Source organism: Tenacibaculum sp. IMCC1, assembly GCF_054906355.1.
The window spans coordinates 722,628-741,070 of the sequence record NZ_CM142818.1; the positions used below are offsets into that span (position 1 = coordinate 722,628).

The 18,443-nt window shown below is 29.3% G+C and carries 10 protein-coding genes; 3 read left to right on the forward strand and 7 right to left on the reverse strand.

The annotated features are described in order from the left end of the window. Nucleotides 1-6: 6 nt before the first annotated feature. The 4 genes from ACXIHB_RS03360 to ACXIHB_RS03375 form a co-directional block, all read right to left on the reverse strand. The gene (locus ACXIHB_RS03360; RefSeq protein ID WP_462098902.1) at nucleotides 7-2,103 is read right to left on the reverse strand and encodes a fibronectin type III domain-containing protein; all 2,097 of its coding nucleotides are present in this window, start codon (nucleotides 2,101-2,103) and stop codon (nucleotides 7-9) included. After that, nucleotides 2,103-6,818, reverse strand: coding sequence for a hypothetical protein (locus ACXIHB_RS03365; RefSeq protein WP_462098903.1), 4,716 nt, complete (start codon nucleotides 6,816-6,818; stop codon nucleotides 2,103-2,105). The genes ACXIHB_RS03360 and ACXIHB_RS03365 overlap by 1 nt, the downstream gene beginning before the upstream one ends. Before the next feature lie 267 nt (nucleotides 6,819-7,085). Beyond that, nucleotides 7,086-8,312 (reverse strand): mannose-6-phosphate isomerase, class I, encoded by a 1,227-nt coding sequence (gene manA, locus ACXIHB_RS03370; protein ID WP_462098904.1) that lies wholly within the window; start codon nucleotides 8,310-8,312, stop codon nucleotides 7,086-7,088. A 49-nt stretch (nucleotides 8,313-8,361) separates the two neighbouring features. Then, nucleotides 8,362-9,570 (reverse strand): response regulator, encoded by a 1,209-nt coding sequence (locus tag ACXIHB_RS03375; RefSeq protein ID WP_073183557.1) that lies wholly within the window; start codon nucleotides 9,568-9,570, stop codon nucleotides 8,362-8,364. A gap of 180 nt (nucleotides 9,571-9,750) precedes the next feature. Here ACXIHB_RS03375 and ACXIHB_RS03380 point away from each other — a divergent pair, with 180 nt between their 5' ends. Genes ACXIHB_RS03380 through ACXIHB_RS03390 form a run of 3 tightly spaced genes read left to right on the forward strand, consistent with a single transcriptional unit; the run spans nucleotide 9,751 to nucleotide 15,565 of the window. Further along, nucleotides 9,751-12,840, forward strand: coding sequence for a membrane protein (locus tag ACXIHB_RS03380; protein ID WP_047788957.1), 3,090 nt, complete (start codon nucleotides 9,751-9,753; stop codon nucleotides 12,838-12,840). Between the two features lie 2 nt (nucleotides 12,841-12,842). Continuing rightward, nucleotides 12,843-14,054 carry an Ig-like domain-containing protein gene (locus ACXIHB_RS03385; RefSeq protein ID WP_047788958.1) on the forward strand — a complete coding sequence of 404 codons (1,212 nt, stop codon included), beginning with the start codon at nucleotides 12,843-12,845 and terminating at the stop codon, nucleotides 14,052-14,054. Next, nucleotides 14,048-15,565, forward strand: coding sequence for a cellulase family glycosylhydrolase (locus ACXIHB_RS03390; RefSeq protein WP_462098905.1), 1,518 nt, complete (start codon nucleotides 14,048-14,050; stop codon nucleotides 15,563-15,565). The genes ACXIHB_RS03385 and ACXIHB_RS03390 overlap by 7 nt, the downstream gene beginning before the upstream one ends. On the opposite strand, the gene ACXIHB_RS03395 is transcribed toward ACXIHB_RS03390, so the two are convergent. From ACXIHB_RS03395 to ACXIHB_RS03405, 3 genes are all read right to left on the reverse strand, one after another. Continuing rightward, nucleotides 15,555-16,772, reverse strand: coding sequence for a glycosyltransferase (locus ACXIHB_RS03395; RefSeq protein WP_047788960.1), 1,218 nt, complete (start codon nucleotides 16,770-16,772; stop codon nucleotides 15,555-15,557). The genes ACXIHB_RS03390 and ACXIHB_RS03395 overlap by 11 nt on opposite strands. Nucleotides 16,773-16,875: 103 nt before the next feature. After that, complete coding sequence (locus ACXIHB_RS03400; RefSeq protein ID WP_462098906.1) at nucleotides 16,876-18,126, reverse strand: MATE family efflux transporter; 1,251 nt, start codon at nucleotides 18,124-18,126, stop codon at nucleotides 16,876-16,878. A 19-nt stretch (nucleotides 18,127-18,145) separates the two neighbouring features. Next, a complete protein-coding gene (locus ACXIHB_RS03405) occupies nucleotides 18,146-18,424 on the reverse strand; it encodes an STAS domain-containing protein (RefSeq protein ID WP_159491304.1) in 279 nt (92 codons plus the stop codon). Between the last annotated feature and the right edge of the window lie 19 nt (nucleotides 18,425-18,443).

An 18,443-nucleotide genomic window follows, 5' to 3' on the forward strand; every position in this document is an offset into this window, starting at 1 on the left:
AGGCAATTAATACTTTACTTCTATTTTTTTTATTTGTCCCATGCTACCATCTATAAATACTGGACGCAATATATAAGTGTATATATTATTGGGCTTTACATTTTCATCTACTATTCTATTTGTGCTAGGTAAAACATTTTTTAGTAAAGAAACTTTTTCATCTTTTTTCCCTTTGTAAATCATTATTTCAACAATAGCTTCTTTATTTACAGTTTTCCAAAATAATTCAATAAAATTGTTACCTCTATCTACATAACTTCCTAAGTTTTTCAATCCTTTTAGTAAAGTAAACCTTGGTACCTCAATAGTGGTATGTTTTGTATTAATAGACTGTAAATCACTTTCATCAACAGCTTTAATTAAATACTGGTAAGCTGTATTTCCTTCTACATTAGTATCCTTCCAATCTGTATATTCTATATGTAAGGTATCCTTGGGTAGTGTAGCTATTAAATTCCATTTTATACTATCTCTAACTCGTCTATACACCTCATGCTTTGCTATATCATTACTCTGACTATTGGCCCAAGTTAAATTTACCGTCTCTTTTTCAACATTGTATGATGTTATTACTGGTGGTGCTGGCGGAATAAAGTCTGGTTTTTTTAATATTAAAACATCTGAATATTCAGACATATTATATCTCTTATCTACCGCTACAATTTTATAATATACTTTATTGTTCAAACTTTTTACTGAAACACTATCGTAAAAAGTTGTAGCATGATGCGGACTAACTGTAATCTGTGAAAACTCTTCTTTAACATTATTTCCTTTGAAAACTCGATACCCCAACATATCTGGTTCTATATTTTTTTTCCATTTTAGGGTAACCACTCCTAAACTATCTACCTCTCCCTCTAAACCTACTGGTTTTACTGGAGGAATAGAATCTACTGGTTGTACTAGCACAGGATACGATGTCCTACTATTTCCTTGCTTACCTATAGCGGTAATCGTAAAGTAATTTGTTGCATCTAGCTTATCATATTTAACTTTTCTTATTTTTCTGGAAATATTTCTTACGACAGTTTCGTATTGTCCATTCGCTTTATTACTTTTATTTAATTCAAAGCCTTTTATAAAATCAACACCTTCTTCTAAAAACTTCCATTCTAAAACAACACTTTTATTGTTATTTACAATTTTTTTACTTGAAATTTTTGGTACATAAGGCAATACCTTTACTCCTTTACCTGAAATAACTTCTGAAGGAGGGCTTAGTTCTCCAAACGGAGTTCTTCCCTTTACTCTGTAATAATATGTTTTATTATTTTGAATAGAATCTGTATAGTAAATTCTCTTAGTATCTACTCTACCACCACTATTTAATGTTGTGTAGGGTAGCTTATTAAGTTCATTAAAGTTTATACCATCTTCTGAACGTTCTATAAAATAACTGTTAAACTCATTTTTATGAATTGCATAATTCCAATTTAGCATTACTTTTTGATCATCAAAAATAGCTGCTAAATCTAGCGGTTTTGGCAGATTTTGGTAATCTTGAAGTCCAACGAATACACCTCCATCTTTAATCTTCATTTCTTCTTTCGGTACTAAAGAAAAAACTTTATAAACATATTTTTCTGTAGATTTTACCTTTAAATCTTCAAATCCTAGTCCTGCTAATTTTGCCACTTCAAAATCCTGATCAGCCACATACAATGCCCAAGTAAATCGTTGTTCTTGTTCTTGAGACATGTTTATAATTCCTTGTAAAGAACCAACTCCTTCTACATCAAAACTTTCTCCAAATAATGATTGAGCCATAATAGCTGCGTTGTTATTCTTCTCTATAATGTCAATCCATTTCTGTAGTTCTGCAGGTTTAAAAACTCCTAAATCTTTCTCTATAGGTTTAGATAATGTCTGTCCACTAATACTAATAGTATACCTTTTTAACCTATAACCATACTTTGCCAACTTTCTAAAGGATATTGGGGTTGTAGCTCCCCAACGCAACATAATTTTATGACTACTATGTGGTCTTGCTAATACTTTTATTACATTCTTATTTGTTTTTATTTCTTGTGAAAAAACAACTAATGTTGAGAGTATAAAAATTAGCGAGAATATTATATTTATTTTCTTGTTAAATAGCATTAAAAAGGGTTTTTATATTTAAATACTGTACTTGTTCCTAATACTCCTCCAGGCATAACATATTGCATTTTAACTTTATATTTTCCTGACCATATTGCAGGGAACACTCCATTAATTATATAATTGTACTTCTGTATTTGTGATGCATATTCAGTAGGATCGTTTAAATACTTATTAACCACTTTATACTGTATATCCATAAAGTCTCTCTTATAGTGGTAAGGTAAATTATATCGATAAGGAATTCGTTTGCTTAATAATGAGAATGTTGGGTTATTTCTTAAATATGGTACATACCAAGTTAAGATATCAATTCCTTTTTTAGGGGGTATCCCTAAATCTTTTACATCTCTATTAACAGTAAATTCAGGTTCTAGAGGATATTTTTCATAAATTAACTGATAAATTCTGTCTTCATAATAATTATCATCTAAAATTGCTTCTGCTTCAATTAAAGGTTGCTTTCCTGAATACTTACCTCCTTCTAACTCAATCCTATCAAATCTTTCTGATTCTCTTACATCTGTTTGAATAGCATGTACATCTGAATAAATAGGCTCTAGATAATGTTTCACTACTCTCTTATCATCTACTTTCTTAGCAAACGTATTATATTCACTTGTAGTAAACTCATAGGTCAATAATTCAGTTACTGCTTCGTTATTAACAACACTTTGTACCTCTTTGTTTTTAATCTCTACCATATTACCTTCATAACCGGTATCTTGTTTCATATAAGAAGTCTCGTTTACAGAACCTTCTCCTGCATCTGGTGAACTAATCAATTTCAACGTATATTTCTTTTGATTATTAAACTCTCCGAGCTTAAAACTCACCTGTCTATCTCCTTTACTATAAGAAACTGAATTCACAAAATTATGCCCCTCTTCGTTACTATATACCACTTTTTGTTTCCAATTAGTTTCTGGAGTAAATAGGTAAGGTTGACCTCTTTTTAATTTTACATAACCCATTGTACTTTCATTTTGATAAAAGTACTTCTGATCTATTACGGGATATGTATATACTATATTTTCAACTGGAATATAGTCTGGTGCTACTCCAGTAGTAAAAGTTCTTTCTTCTATTTCTTGGGCTTTTTTGCCATTATGCATCAATGTAATCCAACTTCCAGATTTAAATTCCTGAAAACTAACTGCTACTTTTACTTGTATAGTTTTTTGTGGTGGTAAAACATTAAAAGAAACAAAATTCACTACATCGTGTGACTCATTCCATTCTAATTCACCTTCAATTATTTTTCCATTACTTTTTACAATAAACTCATCTAGTAAAATTCTATAAGTCTTTACTCCTTTATCATCTTCGAGTTCAAAAGGTTTATTTATCTTCATATTAAATGCAGATTGTGGTGCCGTAAAGACATCTACCTCTGTAGCATCATTATCAGGTGTTACTCCTGAAATTATTTTCATCCCTCCTAATGGAGCTCCTCCAATTATTTCACATTCATCTCCAATTTCAATTTTAAATCTAAATCGACCTCTTATCAGCCCACCTAACACATTAAAATGACCTCCAACATATCCTCTAAACCAACTAGGATTTGGTAATTTTGCCTGTAGTAATACTGCTGCTCCAGCTTTTATTATTGGTATTCTTGCCTTGTAAAACCATAAATTAACTCGTATTCCTAACTCTCCTTCTAAATAGGCGTAAGCCTGTCCGTTTGCGTACCAACCATCTATACCAATCTGTCCACTTCCTTTACAAGCAGTTTCTCCATAATCTTTAATCATGATATCAAATCCTAATCCTGCTCTAAATCGGGCATAAAACATTAAGAAATTCATGTTTCCTGTATCTAGACTAAAGTCCATACCAATTGCAAAACCTCTACCATCTCCTAACGCATTCAAATCTCTCATATAGTCCAGACTATTTAAGTCTACTCCTAAAATATCAGCTACGGCTTGTGGTGGTGGTGGACTCCCTGGTATTTTATCTCCAATCATTAAATAGGTTGTTGCACTTACACTAAAACCTCCTACCCCTACTCTAAGTCCTATACGATCTTTTGGGGTTCCCATGTGTAAATACCAACCATCTGGACCTGTATGAAAAACTGCCCAACCAGCCCTACCTCTATCTCCAACACCACTAAAAAAGTTACCTGGAGTATTTACATATACTTCCATTTCGCTATGAAAAGAATTATTCACAAAATCCATTTCCATAGAAAAATGAGCATCAATCCCTACATCAAAAGTTAATCCGTCCTGAGGAAACGAGACTTTACTATACTCTACTAAGTTTGTTTCTTTTAAACCTTTTACTATCTTATTATCTGCTAAATCATTTATTTTATTTTCAAGGTTGTTTAGTTTTTCTTTGAATTTATCTGCAAACTCCAATTTATAACCTTTCATGATATGTGCTTCTCCAAAGAAAAATATCCTATTTAAACCTCCATGAATATTGAATGCCATTTCAAAACCTACTTTTCCATTAAAGGCTCCTTCATTAGCCAATGCGAATCCTAACATTGCTCTAAATCCTAAACCTGAGTTAGCATCTGGAGCATAATCCATCCCCGAAGGAGGTTTTGGAGTCTTAACTGGTACAGGGTTTCCTTTATGATCCAGTTCTCCTTGGTATACTAATTTAGGCGGGTTAGATGTCTTTTTCATATGGTAATAAGCTCCACCACCAAAGCCATTAATTTCAACAGGTCCAATCATAGGTTTAGTCTTCAACGAAGATAAATCAGCATAAGCATCAACATACCAATACCTTACATCTGTTTTCCCAAACCAAGCTGTCGCTTTTACATTGATGCTGTTAAAATCAGCCTCTAACTCCCCGTAAAAACCATTACCGTAAATTGGGTCATTATCTTTAATATCAACTAACCCTTTAAACTTAACACTTCCTAAATCGGCTTCAACATTTATTCTTTGAATATCTATTCCATCGTACTTCCATCTATGCGTATTACTCCTATCTTCAAATTTTCCTTTAATTTTTAGTTTTGTACTTCCAGCAAACCCTTTATTCATTAAGTTTACATCCAACGCAAAACCTAATCCTATTCTATTATCATTGGCTGTTAGTCCTATTTCTGATATTGTTACTGGAAAGTTTCCAAATTTCACATCATCTTTATACCCCATGTAATCAACAGAAAAATATGGAGACTCCGTTTGCAATTGGAGATTTTCAAATGTGATACCTTTAAAATCAACCAACTTGCTTCCATTACTGTTTTTCCCTCCAATAGTTAAACTACCATATAAATTAGCCTTGGGTCTAAATTTACCATCTTTAACTTTGAGTGTTAAACTAGAATTTGACTTTAAATGTGCTTCTGCCATCAAAACAGGAAAATGCAACCCTTCTTTTGCGATAGGCTCTAAAGCCAAACTATAATCATCATTTCCAACATCTATTATAGCGGTATATTTAATAGCTTTTCTTATTCCTTTTACATGTTCTGTTTCATTAATTATATCTTCTTTTGTAACTTTTCCTGAAGTAGGCAATGCTACATGCCCTCCAAAACCACCTCCTGTTATCTTGTTTGCTATAAAAGATGCATGCAAATCAGATACGGAAATTTGCCAACCTGAGGCTATTCCCTCTTCGATAGAAAAAAGATTTTTTACTGAGAATTGCCCTGTTATTCCTTCGCCATCAATTAGAAATTCTTTTGCTGAAAAGCTAAGCCTATTTTGTTCATTTCTTTTCATAAACTCCTTAGGCGCAATAATTTTTATTTCTTCTATAGATACTCCTCTCCACAATTCTTCATTCCCAGGAACTAGGTACTTTTCTTTATATCCTTTTGGAAAATTAACATTATCAGAATTTCTAAGATCACTAAAGTCAAAAACAGCATTTTTAACTTCAAAGATTAAGCCTCCTTTACCTCTACCTGTTGTAGAATTTTTATCCTTAATTTGAAATGGATGACTGAAGTTTATCTCAGCAATGATATCGTTCCAGTCTGACACTACTGTTTTAAAAGAGCCTTTTACTCGTGTTCTTGTATCTTGAATAACAGTATTATTAGAATCTAAAGGTTCTAATAAATCCCTAGAAAATAAAACATCAGCTGCTACTCCTATCTCTTTAATTCCAGAACAATCTATGGTAACATAGGTCTTGTTTTCTACAATACCTGTCTTCATATTAAAGCCTCCCTTTAACTCTAATAATCCTTTGTTACCTTGTATTGGAATTGCTACATCTCCAAATAACGATATGTTAGTATCGCCATAAATTCCCCCATTATGAGATATTTTTATGTTATCAGCCCCAAAGAAAAGTTCTTGCTGCTTCCCATTAACTCCTAGTTGCCCAATTGTTAGTTTTGCAAAAAGTGTTACTTCTGTATAATCCGGAAAAAATTTAGCTTTGCTAACTCCTAATATCGCTGTGTTTTTCCCTATTCTCTTTTTAACACCAACAGGCAAGCTAATCATATCATCAGAACCTAAAACATCTACATAGCTTCCAGTCTTATGTATAGCTTCAAAAACAGAAGCAGCTCTTGCTATAAGCGTATCCACCTTAGGGTCTGAGTAATTATTTTTAACATAATCGAAATCAAACTCTCCTTTTACTTTAGAAGAAAACTCAATCAATTTAGGAAGTGCTTTTTCTGACCTAGAAATACTATCTAAGGGATTATCGGTTGAAGAAAAAACTAATTGAGAAAATACAACAAAAAAGAAAAAAGTAATTTTTTTCATAAGCAATAAGGAGTTAACAATTTCATTTTAGCCGTGCAAACATATGCAGTAATTTGCTGTTTTCCAAAGTTGAAGAATAAAAAAATTCACATTTTTTTAACATCTTGACTCTTACTACAATTTCTCTTAACTTTTTATTGTTACTTAATTTTAAAAAATTAACTCACCTAACCTGTAAAAATAGTTACAAGCTAAATGAGTATTATTTGTGTATTATTAACTTTATGACTTAAAATTAACAATCAACTTTTAAATATTAAACTAATTTTAATAAGGTACTTTTGCCTTGTAAATTGTTGCTTTCTTTTTAGAAGTTATTTTATAAATACTTCCTGCTTTTAAGAGGGCTGATTGTCCCTTTTTTAAATTTAAAACAGATTTTGTTTCTACTATTTCTATCTCTCCATCAATGACTATTAAAATTTCTACTGATCTAGATTTTGCCTTGTATACTTGACTTTCTGCAATATTAATTTTACTCAATTCAAAATCTTTTGCTTCTGTCTCATACACTCTTTCTAAATTATCTTTTTTCAAACAACCATACAAAACTTCTGGATTTGTTTCTTCAAAAACAATATTCTTTAATAGCTCAGCAACATCTACATGTTTTTTTGTTAAACCTCCTCTTAAAACATTATCTGAATTAGCCATTAATTCTATATTTTGACCTTCTAAATAAGCATGGGGTACTCCCTCTTTTTGGAAAACAGCTTCTCCTTTATTTAATTTCATTATGTTAAAAAAGTATATAGAAAAAATTCCTCTATCTAGTTTTTTATTATTTGTAGATTCATCAACAACTTTTGCTGCCCAAAAGTCAGGACTATTTTTATCTAATTTTTTGTTCTTATATAATGGAGTAATTCTATCTATTAAAGGTTTTAATATTTCATATACTTCTTCATTTGATTTTTCCATCACATTTTTATATAATCCAAAATATCCTTCTTCTTTAAATATATTAACTAACTTTTTAAATTCTGGTGTTTCTTCTAATCTTGCTATTAATTTACTTTTGGGTAAGAAACCGTGTAATAACCAAAATTCACTCAAAGCAACCATAATTTCCGGCTTGTGATTATCATCTTTATAGTTTCTGTAAGGTGCTGTTAATGGGATTCCTAAAATATTTTCTTCCTTAAATCCTTTTTCTGCATTTTTTTTTGAAGGATGAACCTGAACTGACAATGTCTTTTTTACATCTAACACTTTAAATAAAAAAGGTAATCTTCCGTATTTTCTTGCTACTCTTTTACCTAAACATTTTTTTAAGTTTCTTTTTAAAAAATTATCTAAAGTTTGATTTCCAACAGATGTTTTTATTATAGATGGGGCTTTTCTGTGTGCTCCTAACCAGTACTCTGCTATTTTTTTTCCGTCGTTTTTTCTTTTTAACAACTTTGTGATATAATTATCACCTCCCCAATCATAATTTTGAATCTGCCCTGTAAGCGCTAATAAATTAAATGTTTGTGTAGCTTCATTAATCATATCTTAATATTTTAATAGTTACTTGCTAAATCTTTTTATTTATACTTGCTTAGTTATTCAAGGTTATTGAAAATTCTTCCATTTTCATTTTACCAATTAGCGTTGAGTCTTTCTTTTTTTTTACTCTGTAATTCCATGCTATTTGACCTAATTGACCTATTATTTTTATAGAATCTTTCATAGAAAGCTTAGACCCGTCTGCATGTATCCATCTTTTTAAAGGTTTTTCACACATCATTTCTCTTGCTTTTTCAATTTTAAAATGCTTTTTAATTCTTAAAAAAATCTCTACATCAAATAACCATTTTGTAATAAACTTTTCTTTAAATGCGATATCAATTACATCTCTATGAAAAATTTTAGCTCCACATTGTGTATCTTTAAAATCCATTGATAATATTTTTCTTATAATAAAATTAATGGTAAGACTAATTATTTTTCTAGCAGATTCTTTTGTTATATTAGCCCCCATTCTAGTAATTCTTGATCCGCTAACTATTTTAAAGTTAGATTTTTCAATTGTAGAAACTAAGTCATCAAAATCTAACAAGTCTGTAGATAAGTCTGCATCTAAAAAACCTATATAATCTAAATCTTTAAAGTTTGCCATGTGTAGCATTCCTTGTCTAACAGCCTCTGCTTTACCTCCATTTTTTTCGCAATTGTATATTGTTATAAAATCTTCTCTTCCATTTCTCAAATTATTTAGCACGTCTAAAGTTTTATCTGTACTTCCATCATTTACAAAACATAAGTGATACCCTGAATTCTCGTCAATAAAACTGGTAAACTCTTTACTTAGTAATCTTTTCTCCTCATTATAACAAGGTATTACTACCCCAACACATCTTTCTTTAATGATAAGATTATTTTGTTTTTCTATACTTACTATATTTTCAGGAGCCCCTATTAGCCTTTTCACTCTAACACAAATTTCATTTAAGCTTAATGGCTTTTTCATGTAATCATCAATTCCTAAATCAAAACCTTTAGTTATCATTTTATCATCTGTATTTCCTGATAATACAATTACTGATGTAGACGGTTTTTTAGAGTTTCTTATATAATCTATAACCTCCATACCCGATATTGTTGGCATATTCATGTCTACTATAACTAAGTCTGGTTGAAATGAATCATACAATTTCATACCTTCAAAAGCATTCGTTTCAGTTTTTACATCATAACCTAACTCTAACAATCTCTTCTTTAGGGGGATTAATATTAGCTTTTGATCATCTATAGCTAGTATTTTCATAATTAAATTTTTAACAGTTATTTGATCCAAAAATAGCTATGTATCTTTTTTTTAATGACTTACAACACTTAAAGGGATGTTTTCTTTAGACGAATGGTAGTTTACTTTAGTTAAACAAAAAATATTATATCTTTAAATCGTTTATATTTACAATAACAAAAGCTAACTATATAAATTTCAATGAGAAAGGAATCAAACAAACTTTTAATATTAGCGCTTCTTTTGGGTATAGCTTTTCATGGTTCTTTTATCTTTTTTACCTTAGAAAACACATATGATGCTCTAATACATTTGTTTTTTGCAGAGCATTATGCAAGTAATTGGTTTGAGCCTTGGAACTACAAATGGTATACTGGATTTACTGTAATGAGCTACCCACCTCTGGTACATCAATCAATTGCTGCTTTGTCGTATATAGGAGGGTTAAAATTTGGGCTTTTTACTGTAGCTATAATAGGCGTTATACTTTTTATTTCTGGTGCATATCGTTTTTCTCTACTTATAACTGCTAATAAAAAAATAGCTGGTTATGCAGCAATTACAGCTGCTCTTTCTTCTTCTTTTTTAGAAACACTACATATTTTTGGACAATTACCCAGTATTATTGGTGTTTCTGTTTTAATGCATGCTTTACCCGAGATTTATTTGTGGTTAAAAACAAAAAAATATAAATATTTACTTACATCTCTTTCTTTAATTTCAGTTACTGTAACCTCGCATCATGTTACTCCTATTTTTGGAATGGTATTTTTTATTTTACCTTTAATAGGAATGGTTATTATGGATGTTTGTTTTGATGAAGTTAAATCGTATAAGAAAATTACATTTAAATTATTCTTAGTTAAATTTAAATCTCAGTTTAAGTATAATATCCTTTTTATAATTTTAGCTCTAGTAATCATAGTAGGGTGCTTACTACCTTACTGGATTAACTCTAAAAAAAATCCTATTACACAAATTCCAATACCACATGGTTCTAGAGATAATTTTCTAGAAGTTACATCTTCTGGTTTGGTTTTTTTTATGATTCCTTGGGGAATACTTTTAGTTTTTCTTCCTTATTTTTTTTATAGATATTTTAGTAAGCGTTTTTTATTTATTGGTATTTCTTTTACTATGCTTTTTATTTTAGGAACAGGAGGTACTACCCCAGTTCCTTTAAAACTTTTGGGCGAAAATGCTTTTAATATTTTAACCTTAGATAGGTTTACCCTATGGGCTTCTATTATGGCAATACCACTTTTTGGAGAAATAACCTATCACTTTATACATGGTGATTTAAAAAACGTTATTCATAAAAAATTAGGAAGAATTTACCACCGTTTACTTGCAGGATTAATAGCCTCTTTATTTTTATTTACCATTATTTTCACAATGAGTCTTGGCTATTTTAGACCATCACAGCCTCAAAAAATAAAAATGTTGCCTATTATTAACTTTCTAAACCAAGATCAACACGACCAATGGCGTTATCTTACACTTGGTTTTGGAGATCAAATGGCATGGTTATCTGCTCAAACAAACGCTATGACTGTAGATGGAAATTATCATTCTGCAAGACGTTTACCAGAACTTACAACAAGGCCTATAGAACGACTTGAAAATTCAAAATTCAAAGGTATTGCCGGTATTGGATCGCTTCAACAATTTTTAACAACTCCAGAAAAGTATAATTTAAAATATATTTTTTCTAATGATAAATTTTATGATCCCATCTTATATTTCTGTGGTTGGCAAAGATTATCTCCTTTAGAAAACGGTATAATAGTTTGGGAAAAATTAAACATTCCACCTCTCTCTTCTATTTTACCAAAAGAAGATGTAGCTATATGGCAAAAATTACTTTGGGGAACAGTTCCTTTTCTAACTGTTATTTTCGCTTTACTTTTAAATGTCAAGAGTTTATTTAACAAGCACATAAAAATGAGAAAGAATACTTACGTGCTATGTATTGAAGCCTATAAAAATTACTCTGGATTTACAAAAAAAGTATTACCCTTTGCTCATATATGGTTACTGTTTTTAACTGTTATTTCTTTTTTTGGTATGTATAAATTTTATCTTGAAAACAATACACAGCAATCGCCCGAAAACCTTGTAATATCTTATTATGATGCTTTAGATTTTAAACAATTTGAAAAAGCTTACAACCTTATTAATCCAAAAAGTAATATTTCAATAGCACAATATATGTTAGAAGTCTCTGTTACTGATGGTTTATTAAGCTCTTATGCTAAACTAGACGCTTTAAATACTGTTGTTACTAAAAAAACAGATAGCTTAGCTACTATAACTGTGCATACAAAATGGATTACACCTTTAGAAAAAATTAATAAAACAGATTATAAAACGGCTATTAAACTAAACGGTAAATGGTTTTTACAACCTGATGTAATTGATTTTGATTTACCTCCTGATCAACTTTACTCAAATAATAAAACAGGATATTTTAATCAAGGAAGAAAAAGAATTACAACTGAACAAACTCACCATGAAGATGTTTTAAAACAACCTGTTTTAGAAATCGTTACAGCTAAGCTCGTGAAATTTGATAATCATTATGCTATTATTGGTGAAATACAAAACATAGATAATGTACCTGCAGATGTTGTTATTAAAGGTACTTTATATAATGATTCGAATAAAAAATTAGCTACTTATAATGCAAAGTATCATATAAAACATAAACTAATGCCTAAAGAGATTAGTTCTTTTAGGATTAATTTTGAAGGTATAGCCTGGTCCAAAACACTTGATTCCATACCAAAAACATTTAATCCTGATGAGTTTACACCTATTGAGTTTGAAGAGCAACCTACTAAATTCAATTTACAAGCAGCTGGAAATGTTTCTAATTCTGATTTATATAAAGACCTTGCCTTAAGTGAGCTTATTATAGAAGAAAAAAACATAAAAGGAACATTGTTTAACAGTGGAATTCAAGAGATTACCGTACCTCAATTAATCATTACATACTATAATAAAGATAAAAAAATAGCTTGGGTAGATCATTTATTTATTAAAAGTGGCATTAGACAACAACGCAAAAAACATTTTAATTATAAATTGTTAGAAGATAAAAAAATCATATTTATTAATGATGATATGCAAAATTGTTTTGTTAATGGACTTCCCAACGAAGAAATCTCTAACAAATTGATTCCAAATAGGGTTAAAAATCACGCTTTTTCAGAATTGCAAAAAATTTCACACCCTAAATATAAATATGTAAAAATTGAAATGAATAACTTTATAGGAAATCCAAAGTAACGATGTTTAAAAAGAAGTTTTTTTTTAGTATCACATGCTTATTTATTAGTTGTGTAAACGCACAATACAATGAAAGTAATAATACAACTTTAAAGTTATTATCCACAAAAAAAGAGTTTTTAGCAGGAACTTTAATTCAACTAAAGTTTAATACTCATAAATCTACAAAATACAAACTATATTGCGCTAATAGTTATGGTAGCACTATAATTACCCCCTCTAAAAAAGATTCTTTAATCTTTGATATTCCAATGTTTTTAAGCAAAAAAAAAGGTATCATTAACTGGTCACTCATTAATACTGAAAAAGTACTTTCTGGTAAGATTACTATAATTGCACAAAATAAACCTACATTTATAGAAACCTACTTAGGTCCCCCTAGTATAGAAGCAGGTGGAAAAGATTATGCAATGATTGTTACCATACCAACAGATATATTGGACAATCCTCTAAAAAAAAACACCCCTATTACAATAAATCAACAATTTTTAACAGATACCCAAAAAGAAAAAGTATTTACTAAAAACTTAATCGCATACAAAAACATATACTCTCCTACAAAAAGCGGTAGAGTTTTAATTTCTTCAAACTGTTTTAAATTACACTCTAAGGAATATGATATTAATATAATGCCTGCAATTCCTGTTAATTTTAACGTTTTTGCTAAAAGACATCACAAGTATGCAGATGGAAATCAAATTACAACCTTATATACATCACAATTAAAAGACACTAATGATAATATTATAAGTGATGGTAGTTTTGTAGATTTTTTTATTACTAATAGTAAAGGAAATGTATTGAAAACATCAGGTACTACTATCAACGGTATTGCTACTGCAAAAATAGTTCATCCAGATTATGAAGATCAATGGTCTGTAAAAGCTTATGTTATTGGAATTGCTGAAAGTGATAGGATAATATTAGATTATAAAAAGGCTATTAAAAATTATATAGTTTCTTTTACTGAAAAGAATCGAACTATTAGTATAGGACCATTACAAAGTTTTATGGGGCAAATGATACCTGATGGATTAAAGGTTAAAGTTTCACTATACCAAAACAACATCTTGATACAAGAATTCATCAAAGAAACACAAAATGGTTATGTATATTTTAACTTAAACCCTAATATTTTACCAAAAGGGATATATAAAATAACTACTGACGCTGCTGGTATTTACAAAGAATTTAAAAACATAGAACTATGGTAGGTATAGATAAAAACATAATGCGTTCATCTTTAATAATATTTTACATTATTATTATTTCTATGCTCCTTTTTTTAATTAGCTCTTTATACAGTTACCTTAACACAGGTGCTGATAGAAGTAAAATATTACACACCGAATTAAAAGATATTCGTAATTACATACCTAAAATAACCTGGGTAAAAGATGGAAATGAAGGTAGAATTATGGATACACAAACCTTAACTGAAATTGAAAAAGATTATTTAGATGGTTGGTATGTTAAACATATTGCTTATAAATCTAATCTTACTACAGGTATAAACGATTATTACACTAAAAATGCTCGTAAAAATATACAGAATATCATTAAATATAACGATTCCCTAAACATTACAATAGACGCTACAACTCTAAAACATAATCCTGATATTGTTTTTTTTAGTGAAGACGGACAATTAGCTGTTTTAGAAGATAAAAATGTTTTAGAGTATAAAAGAATAATTAAAAATAAATATAATATTCATGAAACTACAGAGTTTTCAAACTATAAAGCCATTTTGTTACTTGAAGATGGTTTTTGGCGTATAAGACATTTTGTTAAAGAAGGTTCATCTTCTTTTCAAGAAGATTTAAAGAAAACAAATCTAGAATATACTAATATTAAAGGTATTAATTATTACCCTCAAGCTACTCCATGGAGCATGTTTGGTGATAATTTTGAATTAAAAATTATTGAAGAAGACTTTAATATTATAAAAAGAGCAAATTTAAATACTATTAGGATATTTGTTCCTTATGACGATTTCGGGAAGGAAAATGTGGATGAAAACAAATTAAAAAAACTCAATTTACTATTAAATTTAGCTGATAAAAAAGGAATAAAGGTAATTGTTACTCTGTTTGATTTTTATGGAAATTACGATGTGCTAGATTGGACTTTTACCTTCAAACATGCTGAGAAAATTGTTTCAAAATTTAAAAACCATAATGCCGTTTTAGCATGGGATTTAAAAAATGAACCTAATTTAGATTTTAAATCCAGAGGGAAAGAAAACGTTATTCCTTGGTTAGAACATTTATTATACTTGGTTAAATCCATTGATACAAAACACCCTGTAACTATTGGCTGGTCAAACACTGAAAGTGCTCACCTTTTAAGTGATAAATTAGATTTTATTTCTTTCCATTATTATGATAATTTAGAAATGTTTGAGAAAAAGTATAAAAAGTTAAAATCTAATTTGCCTAACAAACCCATTGTTTTAGGAGAGTTTGGTATGTCTTCATATAGTGGTATATGGAATTTTTTTGAGGGGTCTGAAAAAAAACAAGCTGAATATTTTAAAAACATGCAGCATATTTTAACAACAAACAATATTCCTTTTCTTTCTTGGACTTTATACGATTTTAGTAAAATACCAAAGGGCGTTGTAGGTAAACGCCCTTGGAGAGTAAACCCACAAAAAAAATTCGGGTTTATTAAAAATAATGGGGAAAAGAAACCTTCTTTTAAATATATTTCTAAACAGTAGAATTGGTTACTAAGTTTTTTGATGTTATTTTTTTTGTTTCTATAATTTTAGAAAACTCTTCAAGATATAAACTTGCTATTCTTTCCATAGGATATTTTGTTGCCGCCTTATAATTTGTTTTACCTAATTCTACCCTATAATTTTCATCTATTACGATTGCTTCTATTGCTTTAGCTAAACTTGTTACACTTTCTGGTTCGAAGAATTCACCTTTATAACCTTCATCTTTTACAAGCAATGCTAAATCTCCTAAATTAGGCATTACAACTGCTTTTCCATAACTTCCAGCTTGATGTAAAACTCCAGAACTGCCTGTTGTAGAGGTATAAGGAAAAACTACTACAGCACTTTCTTTAAATAAATTTTCTACTTCATTTTCTTCTACATATCCTGTGAAAACAATCTGAGATACATTTTTATATTTTTCCTTTACTCCTTCTAAATACCCTTTTACATTCGGATTATCAGTACCAGCTATAACTATTTCTAAATTCAATCCTGTTGTACTTCTCACTACTTCAACTGCTTCAATCATAGCCTCTACTTTTTTGTAAGTTCCAAATTTTCCAAAAGTCATTATTTTCATGGGACCTTTTGGCAACTCGTAACATGGTTTTTTTGGAATTTCAAATGTACCATGAGGTATTAACTTTACATTCTTAACTTTATATTTTTCTTTTAAAATCACTGCATATTTTTCAATAGTTACAGCTACAGTATCTGATTGTAAAATTAACCTTGTTAAACAAGTACCAATAAAGTTATAAGTTTTTTGTAAAAGCTTATTAGAAGTAAAACCTGCGCTCTTTAAATCTACCTGCTCTAAAATATTATGTAACAAAGTTATTGTTGGTATTTTTTTTAGTTTACAAACCAGTGGTAAAGTTAAGCCTAAAGCTGCAGGAATTTTCTTGTCTCCAAACTTCATAAATTGTAGGTTAAATAATATAGCATCTGGCTTTACTTGATTAATAGCTTTAGTTACTGTTATAATATTAAATAAACTATTAAATTTCCAACATTCTTTTACTGTTACTTTGCAGCCATTTTCAATAAAACTAACATCTTTTATTTCTTTGGTTGTATCTGTTAACAATATAAGCTCCGTTACTTCTTGTTTTTGTCTAAAGTTTTTAACTAAATGATATGCATATTCATTTAACGTTACTTTACTTGGTGGATATGCTGTTACAATTGCTAGTCTCATGGTTAGTATTGTTTAATTTACATTTCAAAGATCCTACAAAACAACAAGTTAAGCCCTTTTTTTAGTTGAAATACAGATATCTGTAGTTTAATGGTATTAATGTTTAGATGTTGTTGGTTTTTTTAGTATCTCTTAAAAGAAAATAACTTAATTGTAAACTTAATAATAGTGTCATTGCTAAAATTTGCATATTTACCACTTGACCTAATGTGTTATGATACAAGACTATAAAGATAATTTGTAGTAACCCAAAAATACCAGATGCTACGACTGGTATGTATTTATCTAAAGATAGATAATAGTATGCAAAAACGTTAGATATTGCAAAAACTCCCGTAGCAAGTGCGTACTTCCATAATAAAGGAGCTATAGCTATATAATCTTTCCCAAATAATATTAATACAACTTCTTTAGGAAAAAGAGAGCATACAGCAACTAATACCACAATTAGCAATGAAATATAACCTACATTTTTTAATAAAATTGAACGTGTGGGTTTGCCTTCCTTTTTTAATTGTACTACTTTTGGTAACAATAACATTACAAACATCCACGTTACAAAATAAACCACCCTACCTATTAAAGCTAGTGAAGCATATAAACCTGCATCATAAGTCTCAAAATAATGTTTTACCAATAAAATATCACTATTGTTAATAATTATTTGAGTAAGCTCATAAAAAACAGTAATTAAAAAAAAGCTACGTATCATTTTTCTTTGAGATACACTTAATTTAATTTCTTTTATTGGTTTTATCTTTTGAATCTTGAAAGGTATTAACCCAAATAAAAAAGAGCAAAAAATACCTATTGCAATAAGTATTGATGAATCTATTTCTAAAAAATATAATAATATTAGTGTAAACACCAGTCTACTTATCATTTCTAATTGATAAGTAACTGCTAAAGCTCCAAATTTTTTTTTACCCTGAAAAAAACCTCTATTAATACTCATTAAAAAGTATAATGGAACCCCTACTCCAAAAATAACGAACATATTAGATGTTGTTGTTTTAAAAAAAAGTTGTAAGTCTTTAGAATAATAAACTATTACTATACCTAAAACAACTCCAGATATGACAGCTATTCTATTCATCTTATAAATAAACGACTTAAGAATTTTTTGCTCAAATATCACAGAAAATTTTGCTGTAACTAATTGAAAAGTCATAGCGACAAAAGAAAACACTAATAAAAAAGTTATCATAATTGCTGCATCAGCAAACTTTTCTGGCCCAAGAATTCTACCTAGTAATAGGTTATAAATATAATTTCCTCCATTTACTAAAAGAGCACTTATCATAAATAAATGCTCTGAGTTAATTCTATAATTATTTTTTGTTATTGCTATCATACTGATTGCTATTTTGTTGTTAAGCTACTTGTGAAGAATAAAAATGATCATAAACTTCTTTGCATCCATACCCTACTACAGAGAACATTTTATGCTGTTTTAATGCAATTGCCATTAATGTTTTAATAGCATTCAAGCCTGTTACTCCAATCTCATTTACGTTATCAATGTTAATTACAACATTTTTACACTTTTCTATACAGTACTCAAAATGAATTATGAAAGATCTAACTGTTGTACTGTTAATTTTTCCGTTTAAATAAAAAGTTCCGTTGTTTTCTGAAATTTGTAAAGCCATGATTTAAAGTTTTTATAGG

Coding starts and splice junctions, on each gene's coding strand:
- ACXIHB_RS03385 (WP_047788958.1), top strand. CDS start 12,843: ATGTTTAAAAAGAAGTTTTTTTTTAGTATCACATGCTTATTTATTAGT.
- ACXIHB_RS03395 (WP_047788960.1), bottom strand. CDS start 16,772: ATGAGACTAGCAATTGTAACAGCATATCCACCAAGTAAAGTAACGTTA.
- ACXIHB_RS03375 (WP_073183557.1), bottom strand. CDS start 9,570: ATGAAAATACTAGCTATAGATGATCAAAAGCTAATATTAATCCCCCTA.
- ACXIHB_RS03400 (WP_462098906.1), bottom strand. CDS start 18,126: ATGATAGCAATAACAAAAAATAATTATAGAATTAACTCAGAGCATTTA.
- ACXIHB_RS03365 (WP_462098903.1), bottom strand. CDS start 6,818: ATGAAAAAAATTACTTTTTTCTTTTTTGTTGTATTTTCTCAATTAGTT.
- ACXIHB_RS03380 (WP_047788957.1), top strand. CDS start 9,751: ATGAGAAAGGAATCAAACAAACTTTTAATATTAGCGCTTCTTTTGGGT.
- ACXIHB_RS03360 (WP_462098902.1), bottom strand. CDS start 2,103: ATGCTATTTAACAAGAAAATAAATATAATATTCTCGCTAATTTTTATA.
- ACXIHB_RS03390 (WP_462098905.1), top strand. CDS start 14,048: ATGGTAGGTATAGATAAAAACATAATGCGTTCATCTTTAATAATATTT.
- ACXIHB_RS03405 (WP_159491304.1), bottom strand. CDS start 18,424: ATGGCTTTACAAATTTCAGAAAACAACGGAACTTTTTATTTAAACGGA.
- manA (WP_462098904.1), bottom strand. CDS start 8,312: ATGATTAATGAAGCTACACAAACATTTAATTTATTAGCGCTTACAGGG.